The sequence below is a fragment of the Reyranella sp. genome, from assembly GCF_052439685.1.
Lineage (GTDB): Bacteria > Pseudomonadota > Alphaproteobacteria > Reyranellales > Reyranellaceae > Reyranella.
Genome location: NZ_JBQVQG010000006.1, coordinates 147,610 through 166,091, shown reverse-complemented (window position 1 = coordinate 166,091; position 18,482 = coordinate 147,610). Strand labels below are relative to the sequence as shown.

General features: G+C 64.6%; 15 protein-coding genes. 9 read left to right on the top strand and 6 right to left on the bottom strand.

Features of this window, described 5'->3' with window-relative positions; translation table 11 throughout:
- Nucleotides 1-59 precede the first annotated feature (59 nt).
- From ACT6UX_RS10730 to ACT6UX_RS10705, 6 genes are all read left to right on the top strand, one after another.
- A complete protein-coding gene (locus ACT6UX_RS10730; protein WP_444775140.1) occupies nucleotides 60-689 on the top strand; it encodes a hypothetical protein in 630 nt (209 codons plus the stop codon).
- A 217-nt stretch (nucleotides 690-906) separates the two neighbouring features.
- Nucleotides 907-2,025, top strand: a complete 1,119-nt coding sequence (locus ACT6UX_RS10725; RefSeq protein WP_444775139.1) for a hypothetical protein — start codon at nucleotides 907-909, stop codon at nucleotides 2,023-2,025.
- Nucleotides 2,026-2,248: 223 nt separating this feature from the next.
- The gene (locus tag ACT6UX_RS10720; RefSeq protein ID WP_444775138.1) at nucleotides 2,249-2,998 is read left to right on the top strand and encodes an alpha/beta hydrolase family protein; all 750 of its coding nucleotides are present in this window, start codon (nucleotides 2,249-2,251) and stop codon (nucleotides 2,996-2,998) included.
- Between the two features lie 96 nt (nucleotides 2,999-3,094).
- Entirely contained in the window at nucleotides 3,095-4,108 is a 1,014-nt protein-coding gene (locus ACT6UX_RS10715; RefSeq protein WP_444775137.1) for a TRAP transporter substrate-binding protein, read from the top strand.
- 94 nt (nucleotides 4,109-4,202) lie between these two features.
- Complete coding sequence (locus ACT6UX_RS10710) at nucleotides 4,203-6,041, top strand: TRAP transporter large permease subunit (protein WP_444775136.1); 1,839 nt, start codon at nucleotides 4,203-4,205, stop codon at nucleotides 6,039-6,041.
- A gap of 692 nt (nucleotides 6,042-6,733) precedes the next feature.
- Nucleotides 6,734-7,954, top strand: a complete 1,221-nt coding sequence (locus ACT6UX_RS10705; RefSeq protein ID WP_444775135.1) for an MFS transporter — start codon at nucleotides 6,734-6,736, stop codon at nucleotides 7,952-7,954.
- Nucleotides 7,955-8,343: 389 nt separating this feature from the next.
- Here ACT6UX_RS10705 and ggt read toward each other — a convergent pair whose 3' ends face one another.
- Together ggt and ACT6UX_RS10695 are read right to left on the bottom strand one after the other, a co-directional pair.
- Nucleotides 8,344-9,951, bottom strand: coding sequence for a gamma-glutamyltransferase (gene ggt / locus ACT6UX_RS10700; RefSeq protein WP_444775134.1), 1,608 nt, complete (start codon nucleotides 9,949-9,951; stop codon nucleotides 8,344-8,346).
- A 166-nt stretch (nucleotides 9,952-10,117) separates the two neighbouring features.
- Nucleotides 10,118-10,489 (bottom strand): hypothetical protein, encoded by a 372-nt coding sequence (locus ACT6UX_RS10695; RefSeq protein ID WP_444775133.1) that lies wholly within the window; start codon nucleotides 10,487-10,489, stop codon nucleotides 10,118-10,120.
- Nucleotides 10,490-11,010: 521 nt separating this feature from the next.
- On the opposite strand from ACT6UX_RS10695, the gene ACT6UX_RS10690 reads away from it, so the two are divergent.
- On the top strand, nucleotides 11,011-11,928 hold the full coding sequence (locus ACT6UX_RS10690) for an MBL fold metallo-hydrolase (protein WP_444775132.1): 918 nt from the start codon (nucleotides 11,011-11,013) through the stop codon (nucleotides 11,926-11,928).
- 156 nt (nucleotides 11,929-12,084) lie between these two features.
- On the opposite strand, the gene ACT6UX_RS10685 is transcribed toward ACT6UX_RS10690, so the two are convergent.
- Nucleotides 12,085-13,668 (bottom strand): DHA2 family efflux MFS transporter permease subunit, encoded by a 1,584-nt coding sequence (locus ACT6UX_RS10685; protein WP_444775131.1) that lies wholly within the window; start codon nucleotides 13,666-13,668, stop codon nucleotides 12,085-12,087.
- Complete coding sequence (locus ACT6UX_RS10680) at nucleotides 13,665-14,711, bottom strand: HlyD family secretion protein (RefSeq protein ID WP_444775130.1); 1,047 nt, start codon at nucleotides 14,709-14,711, stop codon at nucleotides 13,665-13,667. The genes ACT6UX_RS10685 and ACT6UX_RS10680 overlap by 4 nt, the downstream gene beginning before the upstream one ends.
- A 95-nt stretch (nucleotides 14,712-14,806) precedes the next feature.
- Between ACT6UX_RS10680 and ACT6UX_RS10675 the strand changes: the two genes are divergently transcribed.
- The gene (locus ACT6UX_RS10675) at nucleotides 14,807-15,448 is read left to right on the top strand and encodes a TetR/AcrR family transcriptional regulator (RefSeq protein WP_444775129.1); all 642 of its coding nucleotides are present in this window, start codon (nucleotides 14,807-14,809) and stop codon (nucleotides 15,446-15,448) included.
- A gap of 135 nt (nucleotides 15,449-15,583) precedes the next feature.
- On the opposite strand, the gene ACT6UX_RS10670 is transcribed toward ACT6UX_RS10675, so the two are convergent.
- Complete coding sequence (locus tag ACT6UX_RS10670) at nucleotides 15,584-15,937, bottom strand: SPW repeat protein (RefSeq protein WP_444775128.1); 354 nt, start codon at nucleotides 15,935-15,937, stop codon at nucleotides 15,584-15,586.
- 167 nt (nucleotides 15,938-16,104) lie between these two features.
- Entirely contained in the window at nucleotides 16,105-16,605 is a 501-nt protein-coding gene (locus ACT6UX_RS10665) for a GNAT family N-acetyltransferase (RefSeq protein ID WP_444775127.1), read from the bottom strand.
- Nucleotides 16,606-16,707: 102 nt separating this feature from the next.
- On the opposite strand from ACT6UX_RS10665, the gene ACT6UX_RS10660 reads away from it, so the two are divergent.
- Nucleotides 16,708-18,318 carry a winged helix-turn-helix domain-containing protein gene (locus ACT6UX_RS10660; protein WP_444775126.1) on the top strand — a complete coding sequence of 537 codons (1,611 nt, stop codon included), beginning with the start codon at nucleotides 16,708-16,710 and terminating at the stop codon, nucleotides 18,316-18,318.
- The last annotated feature ends 164 nt before the right edge of the window (nucleotides 18,319-18,482 follow it).

Below are 18,482 nucleotides of genomic sequence, written 5' to 3'. Positions count from 1 at the left end.
AGTCCTGGCCCCGCCATTCCCAGTTACCGTGACACGGAAGGCGGGAAGGATTTTCCATCATGCAGATTCTGCGGCAGATTATGCGAACGGCCCTGGTAGCCGGCATTCTCACCGGGCTCTGCTTCACCCCGGTCCTCGCGGGCGACATCGACGCCCCTGCCGGCTGGACCTTGGAACAGGGTGTCGACCTGCCCAGTTACGCCCTGATCGAGCCGCGCAGCCGCACCCTCAATCTCGACGTCGTCGTGCTGGCCTGTGAACTGGCGGACGATCACCGCGTGCTGCAACTCCAGCTCTATCTGACGAACGACGGCCCGCTGATGCCCGATGGCGTGGCGGCGGCCCGCGCAAAGCGTGATCCGCGTGCCGAGATCGTCATCGACGATCATGTCTTTCCGGTCGGCCTTCTGTTTGCCGAAGACCATGTCGTGCTGAGCGATGAGACTCGCGAGATGTTTCCGCGTCTTTCGGACCGGCTCCTCAATGCGATCGAGCAGGGCACGACGATGCGGCTTCGCTTCGACCTCGTTGGGGAACCGGCGGGCCAGCCCGCTGCCTTCGACGGGGAGGCGGTGGTCGACCTACAGGCCGGTCCTGCTGCAACGCGGGGCGCGGCTGTCGCCGCGGTGCGCCGCTGCGCCACGGATGCGGCACCGCAGAGCGTGGCGCTTGCCAGCCCGCGCCGTTGAAGCGTCCTCCGTTACGGAAGATCGACCCGGCTGGTTCGAATAGGCCGACCGGCGGCGCGCATCGGGCACGAAGGCCTCACGCTGCCCGTAAGCAGGATGTCGGCTTGATTGAGGCCGGTCCCACCAAAGAAGTCGTGCGCATTGCTCTGGAGGCGACCATGGCCGAGACCGGCGAGCCGAAGAAGGAACCTGAACGCGAGGCCGAGGCGGTGCTGCTGTGAGTGTCGGGACGGAAGAGGAGCCGACGGGCGACATCGTCGTAAGCGGAGGTGGGCTGCGCGTTCGTTTCCGTCCGGCGCCACCACTCACTCTGCACGGCCACAGCTGCTGGCGCACCGATGGCAACAGCCCGATCAGGATCGGCCGGGACTCTGCCGTTGCCTTCTTCTCCTGGTACGACCCGATCGGACACACGCTGAGGCGGGTCGGACGGCCCGATCTCCTGTTCGATGCGCCGCCGGTGCCGGTGAAGTTCCTCGACGATCCCGAGCCGGCGATCGGCAAATGGATCGAAGCGGTCTGGCAGGAGCCTGGCGGCGCGCTGCACGGCTGGTTCCATGCGGAGACGCCGGTCGCCGGTGCTGGCAAGCTCTTCATGCCTCATATGGGGCGGGCGGTCTCCGAGGATGACGGGCTGACCTGGCGTCATCGCGGCGACCTTCTGCGCCTGCCGATCGACCGCACGGATCCATCCTGGCGCAACGGGTTCTTTGCCGGAGGGTTTGGCGATCTCAGCGCTCTTCCGGATCGGGAGGGCCGTTGGATCTACGTCTTCTTCTCCAGCTACCATCCCGATGAGCGGGCGCAGGGCGTAACGGTGCTGCGCCTGTCGACCGCGGATCCTTCGGCGGCGCCTGCCCTCTGGACGGGAGAGGGGTGGTCGATCGAGGGCAGCCAGCCGCCTCGGCCGATCTGGCCGATGCGGCGGGGGTGGCGGCACGCCGACCCCGACGGCTTCTGGGGGCCTGCCGTGCACTACAATCACGCGCTGAGCGCCTTCGTCATGCTGCTGAACCGGACTGCCGGCGGGACCGGCGATCTGGTGCAGGAAGGCATCTACGCGAGCGTCAATCGTGACCTGGCGAATCCCGAAGCCTGGAGCGCACCGCTCCGCATTGTTCGGGGCGGCGCCTGGTATCCGCAGGCGGTGGGGCTGGAGGAAGGCTGTGGCGATGCCGAGGTGGGAACCGCCGGCCGCTTCTTCATGGCCGGCTTCTCCGCCTGGACGATCGAGTTCACGCGTGTCACGGACGAGGCTGGAGCCGGCCAGCCGCTCGCCTGCACCGCGCCGCAGTTCGAGGCGTTGTTCGGCGCCGATCGCCGATGCCCGTGGTGAGCCGCACGCATCGGTGATCGAGGCAGATCGAGTCCATCTGTCCGCATCGGGCCTCTAACATGCTCGCTCATCCGATGTTCACTCCAAGGCAAATGACCGCCGCAGAACTGAGGCGAGGGTGACGATCGGTTCTATGTCGGACAGATAGCGCTTCGTCGCCGTTGATGCGATCCTGAGACGGCTCATCCCGGCGGTCGTCCTTGCTGATTCTCGATTCTGATCGATGGAACATTCTGTGAAAGCGCGACGGCTCAGCCTGCGGGTCGAGCCGGGAACCACCGTTTCGGCGCTCTATCGAGCGGCTCCGCACGCCGTGGCACTGCTCGTCCTGGCCCATGGGGCAGGCGCTGGCATGACACATCCGTTCATGGCCGCCATAGCCGAGCTTCTGGCGGAAGCGGGTGTGAGCACCCTCCGGTTCCAGTTTCCCTATATGGAGGCCGGTTCGAAGCGGCCCGACCGGCCGGCCGTGGCGCATGCCGCGATACGGGCGGCCGTCAGGAAGGCCGCGAAGCTCGCGCCGGCGCTTCCCCTGTTTGCGGGAGGCAAGTCGTTCGGCGGCCGCATGACGTCCCAGGTGCAGTCGGTGGAACCCCTGCCGAACGTTCGCGGCCTGGTATTCCTGGGGTTTCCGCTGCACCCGCCTGAAAAACCCTCCGTCGAGCGCGCGGCGCATTTGTCCGATATTCGCATTCCCATGTTGTTCATCCAAGGGACACGGGATGCGCTCGCGCAGCCCGCGCTCCTGCAAGAGGTGTTGAAAAACTTGGGAAAACGGGCCACCTCCCGGCCCGTGAAGGACGCCGACCACTCGTTCGGCGTGCTCGTTCGGTCGGGCCGCAGCGACCGGGAAGTCCTTTCCGAGGTCGCCGGAAGCGCTGCGAAGTGGATCGGCAAGCGCATAGCCGCGCCACGATCCGTCGTCTCCCGCACCCCGATCCGTCCTTCCGGCAATGCACGCAAGAATGTGTAAGTGACGGGCAATTCATAGTATCCCGCCTGCTCACCTGCCGAACGGACACGTGCTCCGGGCCGCAGAACGACAAGACTGAATGGAGCGGAGGAAACCATGGAAGTATCTCGCAGGACGCTGCTTGGAGCGTCTGCTCTGGGGACTGCTGCCATTGCGGCCCCCTGGGTCGCGCGGGCTCAGAGCGCGGAATTCACCTACAAGTATGCCAACAACCTGCCGGTCGCCCACCCGATGAACCAGCGGGCGAAGGAGATGGCGGACGCGATCAAGGCCGAGACCAATGGCCGGGTCGAGATCCAGATTTTCCCGTCGAACCAGCTCGGTTCGGATACCGACATGCTGAGCCAGCTTCGCTCCGGCGGCATCGAGTTCTTTACTCTTTCCGGCCTGATCCTCTCGACGCTGGTGCCGGCGGCGTCGATCAACGGCATCGGCTTCGCCTTCCCGGACTACCCGTCGGTGTGGAAGGCGATGGACGGCGATCTCGGCCAGTACGTGCGCAACCAGATCGCCAAGGCCAACCTCGTCGCCATGGAGAAGATCTGGGACAACGGTTTCCGCCAGACGACATCCTCGACCAAGCCGATCCAGGGGCCGGAAGACCTGAAGGGCTTCAAGATCCGCGTGCCGGTCTCGCCGCTGTGGACGTCGATGTACAAGGCGTTCGACTCGGCGCCGGCCAGCATCAACTTCTCCGAGGTCTATACCGCGCTGCAGACCAAGGTCGTCGACGGCCAGGAGAATCCGCTGGCGATCATCGCGACGGCGAAGCTCTACGAGGTCCAGAAATACTGCTCCCTCACCAACCACATGTGGGACGGCTTCTGGTTCCTGGCCAACCGTCGCGCCTGGGAGCGGCTGCCTGAGACTCTGCGTACCGTGGTCGCCAAGCATGTGAATGCCGCGGGCGTGAAGGAGCGCGAGGACGTGGCTCAGCTCAACGCGGGCCTGCAGAAGGAGCTGACCGACAAGGGCATGGTCATCAACCAGCCCAAGCCGGACGCTTTCCGCGACAAGCTGCGGACCGCCGGCTTCTACGCGGAGTGGAAGGGCAAATACGGCGACGAGGCCTGGTCCATCCTGGAAAAGTACACCGGCAAACTGAGCTGAGTGCGATGCACCCCGGCCCGGCAGGGCCGGGGTGCCTTCCTTCTGCGGATCTGTTCGGAAAATCGTCATGAGCGCGACTGCTGAAGAACTTGCCATGTCCGAGTCGCTTGGTAACCCGAGTCCCGGCGGACGCTGGAAGTGGCTCGAGCCCATCAACGCGGTCGCGGCCGCGCTCATGCTGGGCATTGTCCTGCTCCTGCTGGCGGGCGTGGCCTCGCGCTATCTGTTCAATTTTCCGGTCGTGTGGATCGACGAAGTCTGCTCGATCAGCTTCATCTGGATGGCGATGCTCGGGTCAGCGATGGCACTCGACCGCAACGAGCATCTTCGTCTGACCCTGTTCGTGAACCTTTTCTCCGAGCGGCCCCGGATTTTCATCGATGCCTTCGGTCTTGTCGTGGTCGCGACCGTCCTCGTCGCGTTGCTGCCGCACGCGGTCGAGTACACGATGGACGAGTGGTTCATCACCACGCCCGCGCTCGGCATCCCCAACAGCTTCCGCGTGGCGGCGCTCCCGTTCGGCATCGTCCTGATGCTCGTGCTGGTGATCCGCTACGCCTTGCGGTCGCCCGACCTGCGCTATCTGCTGGTGGCGGCCGTCGTCGTGGGCGCGATCGCCGGCCTGCTGTGGCATTTCTCGCCGCAGCTGGTCCGCGCCGGAAACTCGAAGCTGCTGCTGTTTCTGGTCCTCTTCGTATCAGTCAGCCTCGCCTGTGGCGTGCCCATCGCCTTCTGCTTCGCCATCGGGACGATTAGCTACCTGGCGTTCGGCACCAATGCGCCCCTCTCGGTCGTGATCGGCCGCATGGACGAGGGCATGTCGAGCATCATCCTGCTGTCGGTGCCGGTGTTCCTTCTGCTCGGCTGCATCCTTGACGCCACCGGCATGGGCAAGGCCATCGTCGATTTCCTCGCCTCGTGGCTGGGGCACATCCGCGCTGGCATGTCCTATGTCCTGCTAGGATCGCTCTTCGTCGTCTCCGGCATCTCCGGCTCCAAGGTTTCGGACATGGCAACGGTGGCGCCCGCCCTGTTCCCCGAGATGAAACGGCGCGGCAACAAGCCCCGGGAAATGATCGCCCTGCTGGCGACCGGCGCCGCCATGGCCGACACGGTGCCGCCCAGCATCGTCCTGATCGTCCTTGGCTCCGTCGCCGGCGTTTCGATCGCGGCCCTGTTCACCAGCGGTTTCGCCATCGCCATGGTCCTGCTGCTCGGCCTCGCCATCCTCGCCCGCTGGAAGGCGCGCCACGAGGACATGTCGGGCGTGCGGCGGCCCAGCCTGCGTGTGATCGGCCGCACCGCGCTGATCGCGGCGCCGGCGCTGGTGCTCCCGTTCCTCATCCGCAGCACGGTTTCGGGCGGCGTCGCGACGGCCACCGAGGTCTCGACTATCGCGGTCCTGTATGCGGCCTTTGTCGGGGTTGTTCTCTACGGCGGCATAAGCCTGAGGAAATCCTACGCCATGCTGGTCGAGACGGCAGCTCTGACCGGCTCGATCCTGCTGATCCTGGGAACCGCCTCGGCCATGGCCTGGGCCATCACGCAGGCGGGCATCGCGCGCGACGTGACCCAGTTCATGGCCGCGATGCCAGGCGGCACCATCGTCTTCATGATCCTCAGCATCATGGTCTTCCTCATCCTAGGCTGCGTGCTCGAGGGGCTGCCGGCGATCGTCCTGATGGCGCCGCTGATGTTTCCGATCGCCAAGAATCTCGGGGTGAACGACATCCACTACGCCATGACCATCGTGACCGCGATGAACATCGGCCTGATGACGCCGCCGATCGGGATCGGCTTCTACCTGGCATGCCGGATCGGTAACGTCTCACCGGACGAGGCGATCGGGGCGATATGGTCGTACCTGCTGGCCTTGATGGCCGGCCTAGCGGTGATCGCCGCCGTGCCCTGGTTCTCGGTCGCCTTCCTGTAGAGGGGCCGGCCGGGGCGTGCGTCCAGCGGCGGCGAGGGGTGGGTAGTGGGGCCAGTCGACCGTTAACCAGTCTCAGGTCAAATTCCCTGCCAACAGGTAAAATAACAGGGAAACTCCAGGCGGCCCGGCGGGCGAGGCGCAAAAAGTCCCCGCCCGGCAGCGATTTCCGGCCTCGGCTCGCTGCAACGTGGCCGATCGGAACAGGGAATTTAGGCGCGATAACAGGGAATTTTGGCGCCCTGAACAGGGAAGTAGTGCCAGACTATTTGTTGCGCCAGACGTACCGCGCTCGTGGTGGATCGAGCACGATGAGGTATGTCCACCCTTCGACAGTCCCCGCAGCAAGGCATACGGGCCAGCGGGATGCGGTGGAAGGAAATCTGCTGGAAGTTCGGCCTTGCACGTGCCGCGGCGCATGAGCACCGGCTATACGTGCACTGCGTCATTGCGTGGCGGCTGAACGGTAGGGGCGGGCTAAAGCAAATCGGCAAGCGGCGGTTGATCGCGCGGGTCCGCTTTGGAGCCGTCAGCGGGGCCTCCTGCGTGTGGGTCGGACTTCCGAAAAGTGTCGCATGAGCTGGGTGCGTGACGAGGATATTCAGGGTTACGCCACGGTTCCGAAAAATCTGGTAGTAGGGCCGGTGTCAGGACAGGAGACTTTGGCGCGGCCGTGCGCGACAGTCGGCGCCGGCATGGGCGAGAATAACAAGAACACGGCGAGTTCGTTCCAGCAGGTGCTGCGCACCAGTCCGATGGATTTCTGGCGCCTGTGGTACGTCGGCTTCGTCGTCACCACCGTGCGCTGGCTGGAAACGGTCGCCATGGGCATCGTCGTCTATCAGCAGACCGGCTCCGCCTTGGTCGTCGCCATGATCACCATGCTCCGCCTGGTGCCGATGGGCCTGTTCGGCGCCTTGCTCGGGGCCTTCGCCGAACGGTTCGACCGCCGCCTGACCCTAGCCGGCATCGTCGGCCTCATGATGGTCACCTCGGCTCTGCTCTCCGTCGTCGCTTTCAGGGGATCCTTGGAAGTCTGGCACCTCGCTGTCGCCAGTTTCATCAACGGCTGCGGCTGGGCCACCGACAATCCGCTCCGGCGCGTGATGATGGGCGAAGTCATGGGCCGCGATCGCATGGCCATCGCCATGGCGCTCGATGTCGGCGCCGGCAATGTGAGCCGTATGGTAGGGCCCGCCGTCGGCGGCCTGCTGCTGGCGGGTGTCGGCATCGAAGGCGCCTTCCTGCTGAGCGTGGCACTGTACGCGTCGGCCGTCGCCGCCACCTTGATGGTGCAGAGCCACATCCCGTCCTCGCCCGGTGCGGGGGCTGTGCTCGCCCGCACCTGGGAGGGCGTGGCGCTCATCTTCTCCGACCGCCGCCTCGGCGCGATCATGGCGGTTACCGTCATCTACAATGTCTTCGCCTGGCCCTTCACCAGTATGATCCCGGTGATCGGCACCGACCGGCTGCTGCTCGGCCCCAAAGGCGTCGGCCTTCTCACCAGCATCGACGGCGTCGGCGCCTTCGCCGGCTGCTTCCTGCTGGCGCTGTGGCTGACGCCGGGCTGGCATGCCCGCGCCTATGTCGGCGGGACGGCCGCCTACCTGGTCGGGCTGATCGGCTTTGCGGCGGCGCCCACGCCGCTGCTGGCGGGTGTGGCGCTGCTGGTGACCGGCCTTGCCGGCGCCACCTTCGCCACCTTGCAGGCCACGCTTGTCTATCTCGCGGCGCCGATAGAAATGCGCTCGCGCATCCTGGGTGTGCTCTCGGTCTGCATCGGCACCGGCCCGATCGGCTTTGTCTGGCTGGGCTGGCTCGCCGATCTCATCGGAGCGCCCGAGGCCACGGCGATCACCGGCGCGATGGGCCTGCTGGCGCTCGCCGCGACCTGGCCGCTCTGGCGGAGGATCTGAGAAGGATTTTTCGTCAGATCGTGATGGCCACCTTGAGTACGCCGCCGCGCTGATGGGAAGGAGTTCGTAGGTACACTCGAGATCGACCCGGCCCGAGGCCAGCACGTCCATCCAACGCTGCCGATGTCCGGTTCGTGGTCAGTTCCGGACCAATGACTGGCCGTTGCCTGTGTTTTGTCGTGTGCCGCTGACGGTGGAAGGGAGATCTGCTGGAAGGTCGGTCTGGCACGTGCTGCAGTGCACGAGCACTGGCTCTACGCTCTCTGCGTCATCGCGTGGCCGGCGAATGTCAGGGAACAGGTAAAGCATATCGGCAGGCGTCGGCTGATTGCGCGGGTCCGAGGCGAGCAGCTCCCAGCGGTGTCGCTGTAGTACGCAGCCACAGCCTGCTAATACCCGATCGCGGCGCCATCGCTTCGCGGATCCGAGCCGCCGACGCGCAGGCCGCTGACCGGGTCCACGGTGATGCCGTGGGCATGGCCTGCAAGTTCGTTCCAGGCGCCCCAGCGATTGACCATGTGGCCGCGTCGTTCGAGCTCGGCAATGGCCTCGGCCGAAATGCGTCCCTCAACGTGCAGCGTGTCGCGTGGCTCACCGATGGCGAAGCGGCCGGACAGGAAGCGTGGCATCTCCAGCGCCTCCTGGATGTCCTGACCGTGGTCGATCAGGGCGAGATAGGTTTGCAGGTGGATCTGGGGCTGGCCGTCGGCGCCCATGCAGCCCACCACGGCCCACAGCCTCTCGTCGCGGAACGCCATCGAGGCGATTAGCGTGTGCAATGGCGTCTTGCCGGGCTCGACCCGGTTGGGGCTCTTGGGATCGAGCGAGAAATAGGCTGAGCGGTTCTGCAAGACAATTCCGGTGCGACCCGCCACGACTGCGGCGCCGAAGCCACCATAAAGGGAATGGATCATCGACACCGCATTGCCCTCGGCGTCGACGACGGCGATGTAGACCGTGTCACCGGCTAGGCTGCCGTAGGAGGGGATCTTGTCCCACGGCAAGGCTCGGGCCGGGTCCATCAGAGCACGCCGCTCATCAGCATATTTCTTTGATATCAGGCGCTCCATCGGTACAGACGCGAAGCGTGGATCGGCGAGATGACGGTCGCGGTCGTGATAGGCAAGCTGCTTGGCCTGGACCATCAAGTGCACATAGTCGGGGCCCAGAAAGGACTTCTTGTGCATCTCCATTGGCTCGAGCAGGTTCAGCATCTCCAGCACAGCGAAGCCCTGCGTGGGCGCCGGCGTTTCGTAGATCGTGACGTCGCGGTAGCTGCCTTTCAGCGGTTCGCCCCAGTGCGCGTTCTGCGTCTTTAGGTCGTCGAGAGTAAAGAAGCCGTCGTTGGCTTTCGACCAACGCGCCAATTCGCCCGCTACTTCACCCTCATAGAACCCGTGCCAGCCGTCACTGGCGATCGCCTCCAGGGTCCTTGCGAGATCGAGGTTGGTGAGGATCGCGCCGTCCTTCAGGAAGATGGCCGCCGCTTCGGGGCTTTTCGCCAATTCCTCACGCGCCAGTTCGCGCCAGTAGGCCAGCCGCGCCGTCACCGGGAAGCCATTGCGGGCGTAGCCGATGGCGCTCTCCAGGCAGCGCTTCAAAGGCAAGCGACCATAGGCGGCGTGAGCCATGCCCCAGCTCGCGACCGCGCCTGGAACAGTGAGGGTGCCGGGCAGTACGCCGCGATAGGGTATCTCGGCTAGGCCGCGCCGGGCGAAGGCGTCGATCGTGCCGGCCGCGGTAGCACGTCCGCCGCCGTCGATGTAGCGTACGGCACCGGTCTTGGCTTCATGGACAAGCAAGAACGCGTCACCGCCTACGCCCGTCATATGCGGATAGAGCACCGAAAGCGCGGCGCTGGTGGCGATGGCGGCATCGACCGCCGATCCGCCTGCTCTCAACACATCGACGCCGGCCTGTGACGCCAGTGAATGCGGGGATGTAACCATACCGTTGGGCGCGAGGGTGGCCGGACGGCCGGTGCGTATATCAACCATGAAGATTTATTAGCCGACTGGTCTGCTCCCCCGCAACGGTACCAATCCGAGAGTTGGATTTCTGGCTGTTTTGGGCTTTGAAGAGAGGACGGGATGGCACGGAAGGACTACATGCTTGGCGTTCCGAAGGTACCCCAGTTGGAGTGCTATGCATGCAGTGCCAGCTTTAAAGAAGCGCGGCGTCAATGTCTTCTGCAAGCCTGGTTACCTGCTCCTTGAGTGCCTTCAGGCTCTCACGGCTTACAACTGGCCTTCGGCCGGTTCGAACCATCAATCGCTCATAGACCAGGTCGGACGACCGCATAAGACATCCTACCTGGAACGCGCGCAGAGCGGTCGAGCCGGCCAGCCAATCCTTGACCGTTCGCTCGCCGGCGCCCGTCCAGGCCATGATGGTCTTGATCGAGGTGCCGCGTGTCTGCTCGTCCTTGAGGGCCTTTGCGATTGCCTGGGCATATTCCCGGGCTCGTTCCCGGCGAATTCTCGCGGAGGGCAACTCTTCGCTCTTTTTTGGCAACTTCTCGCCCTTCGGTGGCACAGACACTCATCGAGGAATCGTACGGGCCCGACCACCTCGATCTTGTGCTCGCTAAGGGATACATCGGCCGGCTAGTTGGGAATGAACGGGTTTCTCGGTACCTCCAACAGCGTCACCAAAGACATTCTGCCGTCACTCATTCAGATCAAAGAGTAACAGGCGACGGCCGCCTGATCCGGACGGTGATCCGTCCGCGGGGACCTGGACCCAATAAGCGCGGGAACCACAGGAGACGCCGCACTGTGAGGCGGATCGAGCGTGTGGCGAAGAAGGCGGCGAACCCGCGCTGAGTCCGCCATGCTGGAAATCATACACCAGCCGCGCTTCTGCACATGGGTGCAGGCAGCAATCTAGAACGACGTGTCGGTTGCAAGCTAAGCCGTGTCAGCATGCACCGGCACGTCGCCGCCACCTACATCAAGGTATCGCTCGTCCTATCCCCAGACCCAATCGATCGCAAAGACGCCTGACTTTAGCGTCGTCGATGCCGTGTGTAGAGCGGCGGTCAAAAGGAGATAGACATGAGCTTGCAAATTGCACCACGCCCCGGCAGGCCGGGCCCTGACGAACTGGTTCCGTCGCGTTACGCCCTGAGGATCGGTGAGGTGGACGTCATGGTGATCAGCGATGGCGTGTTACCGCTTCCGACCGAGATGTTGGGACACAATGTCGGCTCGAGCGTGCGCACGGCCTGGCTGAACGACATGTTCCTGCCGGCCGACGCCTTCGACTGGGCGCTCAATGTGATGGTCGTGCGCAGCGGCGATCAGACCGTCCTGGTCGATACCGGGCTGGGGTCCGATCCGAACCTCAACCTGCCGCGAGCCGGCAAGCTGATCCACCGGCTGGCGGCTGCCGGGATCGACTTGGCGTCCGTGACCGATGTGGTGCTGACCCACATGCACATGGACCATATTGGTGGACTCCTCGAGGACGGATTCAAGGACCAGCTGCGTCCGGACGTGCGGATCCACGTGGCAGCTGCCGAGGTGAAGTTCTGGGAGTCGCCCGACTTCACCCGTGTCCACATGCCGCCGGGTTTCCCGGACGCGCTTCGGTCCGCGGCCGATCGCTTCGCGAAGGCGTATAGCAACCAGCTGCGACAGTTCGATGAGGAGCACGAGGTAGCGCCGGGAGTGGTCGTCCGTCGCACCGGCGGTCATACCCCCGGTCACAGCATCGTCCGCGTGGTATCCGGTGGCGAGGGGTTGATGTTCGCCGGCGACGCCGTGTTCACGGTCGGGTTCGAGCACCCTGGCTGGTACAACGGCTTCGAACACGATCCTGAGGAGGCCGCCCGCGTTCGCATTCGACTGCTGCGCGACCTCGCCGCGTCGGGCGACCAGTTGGTGGCCACCCACCTGCCGTTTCCGTCGGTCGGTCGAGTGGCGGCTGACGGCGATGCATTCCGCTGGGTGCCGGCTTTCTGGGACTACTGAGCGGCAGGCGTCAACGGAGCCGTCCCGCGGTCAGAGAGAGTGATCCTGTAGGCAGACATTTGGCGGCCGATGGTGCACGGGCACTGTCGGCCGCCTTTGGCGTAGAGGCATGTGAGCCCGTCCACGGCTTCGTGAGTCCGTTGGCAGCTTACACTCTCAAGTCTTTGCCAGACGCGCGAGAACGAACTTGACGGCAATCACGACAGGCGCGGCCACGACGAAGAACAGGGCAACCGAGAAGAAGCCCGTGTCGAAGGCGATCACCGTGGACTGGCTTGCGATGGCCTTTCCCAGCAGACTGGCGGCGGCCTTGCCGGCCGCGACCGCATCCAGTCCTCTCGCGACCAACAGAGCCGTCGTCGTCGTCAGGCGATCTGCAACTGCCGGAATACCTCCGGTGACGTTTGCGTTGAGGACAGCGATGTTGGCCGCAATGTCGTGATCGATCAGCGTCTGTAGTCCCGCGACGCCCAGCAGACCGCCAACCTGCCGTCCGGTGTTGAAGAGCCCGATGCCAGCGGCCAGGCCGCGGTCCGGAAGAGAGTTGAAGGCGACCAGAGTGATCGACAGGAACAGGCAACCGAGGCCTAGCCCGCGGACAAGTATCGCCGGCATCATGTCTCCGGCGCCGCTTTGTCCGTTGGTGCGGGAGAGCATCCACATTGCAAGCATGATGGCCAGGATACCGAATGGCACCGTGGCAATGGGCGGCACACGGCGATACTGCATGACGAGCGCTGCGAGAAGGAGCGCGGCGACGAACACCACGCTGCTCGGCAGCAGAAGGAGGCCAGCCTCGGTCGGGGTGAAGCCGAGGACTGACGCAGCAAAGCCCAGGATCAGGAATCCGCTGCCAAACAGTGCGGCACCGGCCACGAAGCTGACGATGAAGGCGAACGTAAAGTCCTGAGACGAGAACAGCGTCCTGTCGAGAACACCTCTCCCCTTGGAGACGATCTGCTGCACCAGGAACAGTGCGAGGACCAAGGCCCCGATTGCCGTCAGCCACGCGATACGGGGCGCCTCGAACCAGTCCCATCTGGACCCTTGACCCAGGACATAGGTGGCGCAGAAGAGCGCGACGGAGAGGAGGACAAATCCGAGCAGGTCTGCTTTGCGCCGGACAGGAGGAGTTGGGATCTCCCGGCCCGCGAGCACCAGGAGCGACACGGATGCCAGCGCGACCGGCACGACGCCGAAGAAGATCCATGTCCAGGACTGGCGATCGAGAAGCCATCCTTGCATGGTTGGCGCGATGGTAGCGGCGGCCACGACTGCCGCCATGGCAAATGCGGCCTGGACGAGAGGCTGTCGGTTTCGCGTGAAACTCAGGAACAGAATGGTCTGCCCCGTGACCAGCAGAATCCCTCCCGAGAAGCCTTGAAGCGCCCGAAGAGCTACCAGGAGGTCCAGGCGCGTCGTGACGACGGCGAGCGCACAGCTTGCCCCCATGGTCAGCGTTGAAACGATCATGAGCGTGCGGGGACCGAATCGATCCATTGCCCAGGAGGCCGCCAGGAAGCCGCTGAGCTTCAGCGTCGTGTACGAGACTTCAAGCCACGCGAACTCATCGGCGGTGGCATGGGTGTCGCCGATGATGTCTGCGCGTCCAAGTGACAGAATTGTCCCCGCAATGGCCTCAGTCAGTGCGGCGAGACAGATCCCGGCGATCAGAAGCACGCCGGCGAAGAAGGAACCTTTCGCGACGGCCGGGTGCGCAGGGACTGGCGTCGTCGTCATGGATCGACGGCTGGTTGCGCCTCGACACGCGCGGAGAGGCCAGGGACGAGGTGGACGGAAGCGCGCGCGCGCGAGCCTTTGTCCGCGAACCGGATCTTGACGGGGACGCGTTGGACGACCCGAACGAAATTGCCGGTCGCGTTGTCTGCCGGCAGGAGGCTGAAGGCAGAGCCGCTGCCCGGGGCGAAGCTTTCCACCTCGCCTTCGAAAGATTCGTCGGGGTAGCTATCGACGATGATCCGGACACGCTGGCCGGCGTGCAGGTGCTTGATCTGGGTTTCCTTGAAGTTCGCCACGACCCACAAATCGTCGATCGGCACGATGTCGAGCACGGCGACGCCAGGGGCGACAAGCCGTCCGACCCGGACCTGGCGATTGCCGACGACACCGGCCACGGGTGCATGGACGACCGTGCTGTTGAGGTCGATCCGGGCGAGATCACGGGCGGCCTCGGCTTGAGCGACGGCGGCGACAGCGGCCTCCCTTTGGGCGCCGAACACCGCGATACGCTGGTTCTGGGCCTCGACTGTTGCGGAGGCGGCAGACAGGCCCGACTCGGCACGCGAACGCGCGGCGTCGCTCTCGTCGACTTGCGCCTGGCTGACCGTGCTGCTGCGGATGAGCTGGCGGCGACGGTCGGACACCCGCGTCGCCAGGTCCAGTTCCGCCATCGTTGATCGCTGCTGGGCTTCCGCTTGCCTGATCAGGGAATGCTGAAGTTGCGTTTCGGCCTCGACGTTGGCGAGGCGGGCTCTCGCGGCAACCACGTTCGCCTCGGCCTGCGCCAGCTTGGCGCGGTAATCCCGATCGTCGATCCGGAAGAGGATATCGCCTGCCTTGACGGGCTGGTTGTCCTCGACTTCGACCGAGGTCACATAGCCCGACACCCTTGGCGCAACGGACGTGACGTCACCCCGGATGTAGGCGTTGTCCGTATAGGTCTCGGCGCTCGATTGGAGCCACTGCCATCCGGCGATGGACGTGACCACGGCCGACACTCCGAGAAGCGCGCCGATGATCTTCTTCAGCTTAGGAGGCGGCATGATCTAGATTCCGGTAATGCGCGTTACCATTGACATATATGGTAACGATGATTACCAGTCAATGAGGGGGGGCGTTCAGCGATGGGGAAAGCGCGGTGCAGGTAAAGTCGCGAAGGTCCCAGGACCGCCGGGAAGCCCTTCTGCAGTCCGCAGCAAAGGTTTTCCTGGAACTGGGCTACGAGGCGACGAGCATCGATGCCATCATCGGCGCCGCCGGTGGATCGAAGCGGAGCATCTATAGCGAGTTCGGCAACAAGCAGGGCCTCTTCTCGGCCATCGTCACGCAGAGTGCCGATCGGGCGCTCTCGGCGCTCGTGCTCGAGGAGATCGAAGGCAGCGACCTGCCGACGACGCTGCGAGCGTTCGGTCGAAATCTCATGGAAGTCTATATGTCGCCGACCCTGATCGCCATTTATCGGATTGCCGTGACCGAAGCGAACCGATTTCCCGAGCTGGTGAAGTCGTTCTACGACCAGGGGCCTGGCCGTGCCACGTCCCGGCTTTCCAGGGTTCTCAAGCAGGCGGCCGATCGCGGGGAGATCCGGGCGGGCGATTATGAGCGTGCAGCGGGGCATTTCGTTGCCATGATCCGCGACAACCTTCATTTGCAGGTCGTACTCGGACTCCGGTCGGCACCTTCGAATAAGGAGATGCATGTGGCTGTAGACTCCGCCGTCGATCTCTTCCTGCATGGAGTTGGGGCGCATGAGCCTGGTAAGGTCCGCCAGCGCCGCTGACATCCTCTCTGCCCGTAACTCCCGGCAGCGGATTGCACTGCGACGCGGCACGGCATCGAGGGACGATCACCCCGTCTCCGGGACATGCTTTCTTTCGTCCCTCGATCCGCTGCTGCAGGCTTTACGAAGAAGCGTTCAGGTCGTCGTGCGCGTGCGACCGTTGCGGCCGCCGGCGATCTGCATCGCGGCGATGAACGCAACGGAGCTGCCGACCAGAATCAGCGACCAGGTCGCTGCAGGTGCATTTGTGAAGCCTAGTGCGAAGGGCGAGATCGCCGCCCAGCATCCGAGGGCGATGTTGGACCATTCGGCCCAGGCGCCGTAGCGATAGAGCGCAACGGCCGCGCAGCACGCGATCAGCGTGCCCACGATGCCTGCATTCCAGGCAGCGACAGTCTCACCTGCAAACGCAAACGCTGCGAGAGCCAACCCTGAGCCGAGGAGTAGATTGAGCCACTCCAGGCCCTTGCTCGGTGTTTGATTGTTCAACGTATTCTCCTTTCTGAATCCGGCCATGCCGACGCCGGTACAGGGAGAATGGGAGCCGCTGATGCTCCCAGCCATTGTGCGCAGGTACGCGTCGATTGATGGCAAGGCATAGGCGGTCCGACGCTTGTTCCAGGCGAGCTGCGCCCCGCACCACGCGCGCCTGCGTGCTAGCCGCGCGGCACTTCCTCCTTCGAGAGTGATGAGATCGCGTCGCTTCCGAGCATCCACCTGTCCCATTCGGGATCCGGCGTTGCGCCGACACCGCGGTAGAATGCCTGAGCGCGCGCATTGTCCTTCAGCACGAACCAGCAGACCTTGTCGTGGCCCGTCTCGCGTGCATGGCGGGCCACGCACCGAATCAGCAGGCGACCCACGCCCGCGCTGCGCAGGTCCGGGTCCACGAACAGCCATTTCATCATCAGCAGTGGCTGCAATGTGTGCATGAACGGAATTTCGTAGTGTACGGCCATGCCGCCGAGCCGCCCATCGCCACGATCGGCGACGAAGGCCCCGAACTCCGGTCGCTCACCAAATCCGCGACGTACCAACTCGGCTTCGGTCAGGCGGAATCCCATCCCTCGCTCGTAGCTCACGATGCCCTCCATCAACCGCAGCAGTTCCGGCAAATCCGAGCGCGTCATGGGTCTGATCTGCAATTCGTCACTCATCGTTCGCCTCGCGAGAAGGGGGTCATTCTGTCGGCACTTTCCATGGTGTAGCCGACGGACGCTGCGATAGAGTTGCTAAAATCTGCTAACTGGATCGAGTTCATGGGGAAGCCGTCGAGTTTCGCCTTCGGCCCGTTCGTCTTCCATACGCTCAGCCGCCGTCTCGAGCGACAGGGTGACCTGATCGTCCTGAATTCCCGGGCGACGGACCTGCTGCTGCTGCTGCTCGGGCGTGCGGGCGAACTGGTCACGAAGGACGATCTCCTGCAGGCAGCCTGGGGGAACCGGGTCGTTGCGGAGAATAATCTCACCGTACACATGGCCGCGCTTCGTCGTGTGCTGCGGACGGACGACGACGCCGACCGCTACATCCTCACCGAGCATGGGCGCGGGTACCGCTTCGTCATGCCGGTCGAGACAACGCAGGCCGAGCCAGGCGGCCTGATCGATACCCCGGCGCCGGCGGGCCGCTCCGGCATGCCTGGCCTGTCTGTGCTCGTAATGCCGGTGCAGTGCTTGCCCAATGACGACAAGTCGCGGGCATTTGCGGCCGAGGTTCGTAGGCACCTCGCCGTCCACCTGTCCCGAGTTCCGGGTGTCGCCGTGGTCGGGATGCCGGCCGGTCCCAACAGCCTGGACGACGCGATAATGACATCGGCGGCGGTCGAGCCGATCGCCCGCTATGTGCTCCGGACAGCGGTCCGGCCGGGCCGGCGCGATGCGCAGCTCGTCGTGATGATCGATGACTCCTCGAGCGGCGCTACCCTCTGGGCGGATCGGTTCGAGCACCGGCATGTCGGGCTGGCCGCAATCGAGAGCGAGATCGCGAGCCGGCTGAGCCACGGCGTCATTACGGAACTGATCGACCGTGAGGCCACCGGGCCGCTCGAGCAGGAAGGCTCCGCCCGCGTTGCCCAATCGGTCTTTCGCGGGTGGAGCGCCCTCAACCGGGGTCTGCTGGTCCATCACGATCTCGACGAGGCGAGGCAGTGGTTCGAGCGCGTGCTGGTTGACGATCCGCTCAACGCGTCAGCGATGGCGGGGCTGGCCTACGCGATCGTCGCGGGCAACATCCGGGCGACCACCGATCTTCGAGCCTCACGCTCCAATGCGGCCATGGGCTCCGAGGTGCGCCGTGCCGACGAACTGTCGATGCAGGCCGTCGCACGGGCACCGGACTGGCCGCGAGCCTGGTTTTGCCGGGGATATGTCAGGTTGCGCCAGGGGCGGTTCGAGGCGGCCCTGACTGCGTTTCAGCGCGGTCTGTCGCTGGACCCCTGCGATGCGGAGTGCCTGGCCTATGTTGGCCATGTTCAATTCCTGGCCGGGCGGCTCGAGGAGATGCGGGCGCCGCTAGAGCATGCGCTGACGCTCTGCCCGCGCGATCGCGGCGTCGGCCTGTGGCACCATTTCCTGGGGCAGTATCATTTCTGCCATGCTCTCGACGAGCAGGCGATCCCGTATTTCGTGCAGGGAACGGACCTTTGCCCCGGTCTGGTCTACCCCATGGCATTCCTGGTCGCGGCGCTCGCTCACGCTGGCCGCCTGACGGAGGCGCGCCGGACACTGGTTTCATGGTGCGAAGCAATGGGCGGCTTCGATCTCACCATCGATCACCTGCGCGCGCAGGTCTTCTCGGACGATCCAATCTATCTCGCCTGTCATGATCGCATGCACCGCGGACTGGGATTGCTCGGAGTGCCGCAGGGGTGAGAAGTCGCGGGCGACCGGTTAGCAAGTCTTAGCGATCTCCTTAGCGACCTCGTTGCGCGGTTCCCCTAGGGTTCGACTTCAGCTCGCATGACCGGGCGCACAATTCCGGTCAATGCCAGGCCACCCAAGGTGAGGACGTGCCATGCCCGGGACCACGCAAACTC

Excerpts from the sequence above, each read along its gene's own strand:
- ACT6UX_RS10710 (WP_444775136.1), top strand. The coding sequence starts at position 4,203 with ATGTCCGAGTCGCTTGGTAACCCGAGTCCCGGCGGACGCTGGAAGTGG.
- ACT6UX_RS10665 (WP_444775127.1), bottom strand. The coding sequence starts at position 16,605 with ATGAGTGACGAATTGCAGATCAGACCCATGACGCGCTCGGATTTGCCG.
- ACT6UX_RS10680 (WP_444775130.1), bottom strand. The coding sequence starts at position 14,711 with ATGCCGCCTCCTAAGCTGAAGAAGATCATCGGCGCGCTTCTCGGAGTG.
- ACT6UX_RS10730 (WP_444775140.1), top strand. The coding sequence starts at position 60 with ATGCAGATTCTGCGGCAGATTATGCGAACGGCCCTGGTAGCCGGCATT.
- ggt (WP_444775134.1), bottom strand. The coding sequence starts at position 9,951 with ATGGTTGATATACGCACCGGCCGTCCGGCCACCCTCGCGCCCAACGGT.
- ACT6UX_RS10660 (WP_444775126.1), top strand. The coding sequence starts at position 16,708 with ATGGGGAAGCCGTCGAGTTTCGCCTTCGGCCCGTTCGTCTTCCATACG.
- ACT6UX_RS10685 (WP_444775131.1), bottom strand. The coding sequence starts at position 13,668 with ATGACGACGACGCCAGTCCCTGCGCACCCGGCCGTCGCGAAAGGTTCC.
- ACT6UX_RS10715 (WP_444775137.1), top strand. The coding sequence starts at position 3,095 with ATGGAAGTATCTCGCAGGACGCTGCTTGGAGCGTCTGCTCTGGGGACT.
- ACT6UX_RS10720 (WP_444775138.1), top strand. The coding sequence starts at position 2,249 with ATGGAACATTCTGTGAAAGCGCGACGGCTCAGCCTGCGGGTCGAGCCG.
- ACT6UX_RS10705 (WP_444775135.1), top strand. The coding sequence starts at position 6,734 with ATGGGCGAGAATAACAAGAACACGGCGAGTTCGTTCCAGCAGGTGCTG.
- ACT6UX_RS10690 (WP_444775132.1), top strand. The coding sequence starts at position 11,011 with ATGAGCTTGCAAATTGCACCACGCCCCGGCAGGCCGGGCCCTGACGAA.